The sequence below is a fragment of the Methylobacterium sp. J-070 genome (assembly GCF_022829385.1).
GTDB lineage: Bacteria > Pseudomonadota > Alphaproteobacteria > Rhizobiales > Beijerinckiaceae > Methylobacterium.
Map to the genome: position 1 here is coordinate 1 of NZ_JAKSXX010000056.1, position 2,072 is coordinate 2,072.

Annotated in this window: 6 protein-coding genes; 3 read left to right on the forward strand and 3 right to left on the reverse strand. The window is 67.2% G+C overall.

The features are described from left to right. The 3 genes from MKL01_RS03510 to MKL01_RS03520 form a co-directional block, all read right to left on the reverse strand. Positions 1-320 (reverse strand): hypothetical protein (locus tag MKL01_RS03510; RefSeq protein ID WP_243903848.1); only part of this gene is annotated, 320 nt, incomplete at its 3' end. Between the two features lie 56 nt (positions 321-376). Beyond that, the gene (locus tag MKL01_RS03515; protein WP_243903849.1) at positions 377-661 is read right to left on the reverse strand and encodes a hypothetical protein; all 285 of its coding nucleotides are present in this window, start codon (positions 659-661) and stop codon (positions 377-379) included. 102 nt (positions 662-763) lie between these two features. After that, on the reverse strand, positions 764-1,060 hold the full coding sequence (locus MKL01_RS03520) for a hypothetical protein (RefSeq protein WP_243903850.1): 297 nt from the start codon (positions 1,058-1,060) through the stop codon (positions 764-766). Positions 1,061-1,184: 124 nt separating this feature from the next. Here MKL01_RS03520 and MKL01_RS03525 point away from each other — a divergent pair, with 124 nt between their 5' ends. From MKL01_RS03525 to MKL01_RS03535, 3 genes are read left to right on the forward strand one after another with little or no spacing between them, the layout of a single operon-like run. After that, positions 1,185-1,403 carry a helix-turn-helix domain-containing protein gene (locus MKL01_RS03525; RefSeq protein ID WP_243903853.1) on the forward strand — a complete coding sequence of 73 codons (219 nt, stop codon included), beginning with the start codon at positions 1,185-1,187 and terminating at the stop codon, positions 1,401-1,403. Positions 1,404-1,452: 49 nt separating this feature from the next. Beyond that, complete coding sequence (locus MKL01_RS03530) at positions 1,453-1,704, forward strand: hypothetical protein (RefSeq protein WP_243903851.1); 252 nt, start codon at positions 1,453-1,455, stop codon at positions 1,702-1,704. Continuing rightward, a complete protein-coding gene (locus MKL01_RS03535) occupies positions 1,701-1,862 on the forward strand; it encodes a hypothetical protein (protein ID WP_243903852.1) in 162 nt (53 codons plus the stop codon). Before MKL01_RS03530 ends, MKL01_RS03535 begins: the two co-directional genes overlap by 4 nt. Positions 1,863-2,072: the final 210 nt, after the last annotated feature.

Here is a 2,072-nt window from a genome sequence, read left to right on the forward strand (position 1 = left end):
ACGAACAGGTCCTGAGGACATGTGACGAGGACGGCGTGGATCTGCATCCAGGCGACGCCCCATGCCTCCATCGCTTCGGCCTGAGCGTCACGGGCCCGCAGCCATCGCTCGCCGAGCGCTACCAGTTCGGCGTCGGGGTGCGGCTGAGCGGGCGCAGCCGTGAGAGGAGCGGCAATAGCCGGCAGCGGTACGGCTGCCGCGACCGAACCGACTACAACGGTGCGACGGCTCAGGCTGGCGCGCAGGTCGGCGGCGCGCTCGCGCAGGCTGGCGCTCGGATCGCGGCGGATCAGGTTCTTGAGAGAGGAACGGAAGGACATCGCGGGATCCTCGAATGAGGGACGCGGGCAGCCGGCCCGCTCGGGGGCCGGTCGAGTCAGAGCAGGGAGGCGAGGCCGGTCAGCACCATGCCGCCGCCGATGATGGCGACCGCGGCCAGCAGCTCGCCGGCGACGTCGAGGAAACGCAGAGACCGGCTGTGCGCGGTGTCGGGCCGGACGGGAGACACGGCCTGCCAGGGCTCGATGGTCCCGGGCTGGGTCTCGTCGGGCAGGTTGCGGTAGCGGCGATCGACGGGGAGCTGGAGGCGGGCACTCGGCACTGCGGTGGCGCTGCGAACCGGGGCGGGCTGGCTGAAATCGGGGATGCGGACGTGCGTCATCGTTCGGGCTCCGGTGAGGGCTCGTGGCGGTGGATCGGTGGTGGATGGGTGGGTCAGGCGGCTCGGGCTAAGCCGCTGATCTTGCTCAGCGCAGATCTGCGCTCAGTGCGCGGCCATGTGGCGAGCGAGCTTGGCGGCGCCCCAGGCGGCTTTGAGCGCGACCGACATGGCCTCGCTCCAGGTGCAGCCGAACCGCTCCTGATGGGCGCGGGCGGCGTAGGCGGCGGCCGACATGATGGCGCCGCGGTCGAACTGGCCGGCTTTGAACAGGGGCCGGCAAGTGGTGCGCACCTTGAGGTCAATGCGAGCCTTGGCCGAGAGCAGGCCCGGGGCGATGACGGGGCGGCTGTCCTGCAGGCTGCGGGAGATGCGGGTCCAGGAGACGGTGCGGTGGGACATTTGGCACTCCGGCTTGCTTTAGCTGCACCGTGTGCTAATTTTCTAAAACAGGGGACTGGGTCGTGTCAACACCCTGTGCAGACTTTTTGGTACAGGGAACAGGATGACGCCGGTTCAGTTGAGAATGGCTCGGGCGGCGGTTCGGCTCGGGGTTCGGGAAGTAGCCGAACTCGCCGGGGTGACGCCGTACACGGTGAGCCGGTTCGAGACCGAGCAAGGCGGTTTGCGCCTCGACACGGCAGAAAAGTTGAAAGCCGCCCTCACAAAGTTGGGTGTGAGGTTCACCGATGAGCAGGGCCGTTCCTGTGTCTGCTACGAGCCGCCTGCAGTAGCAGGGAGCTGATGCTCAAGCGGCAGCGATCCATCGCAGGCTTCGGTGAGAAGGAGCGGTCGTGACCTACACCGTCGAGCAACTGGCACCCGGCAGCTACGACGTGCTGCTCGACGGCACGGTGATTGCCGGGCTGGTGCGCAGTGTCCACCGCAATGGGCCAAGCGATACATGGCAGATCGAATTGCTGGACGAGATGCCGGCAACCGAGCGACCAGCCCCGTTCACCTCTCAGTGGCACACCTTCAAGTCGCGTCCAGCCGCTCTGGAATGGCTCGGCATCCAAGAGCCTGAGGCTGGGAATGCCGGATGAGCCAGATCTGGAGCCGCCTCGTGGCAATCGGCGTGGCTGTCGTGCTCGTCACGGCAGTACGCCTGCTCGAAGCGGCCGACTTGGAATACGCGTTCGAGGATTGCGCCTTCGCAGCCATCGCGGCGGGCATCGTCGTAGCAGCACTGCCCTCGTCATGACCGCCGGCCTGGACTTCATCCCTGAGAACGGCGGCGGGGCCGGGATCCGGTTCCGGGAACGGATGAGGCAGGGTTAGGCCGAAAAGGGCTGGCACCGGGGGCGATCCGCGATGGCTAACGAGTACCGCTTCGGCATTGAAGAAGAGTTCTTCCTCGCCAGTGCCCGGTCTCGGGGGGCGCCACAGCGGTCGATCGCCGCCTTTCACAAGG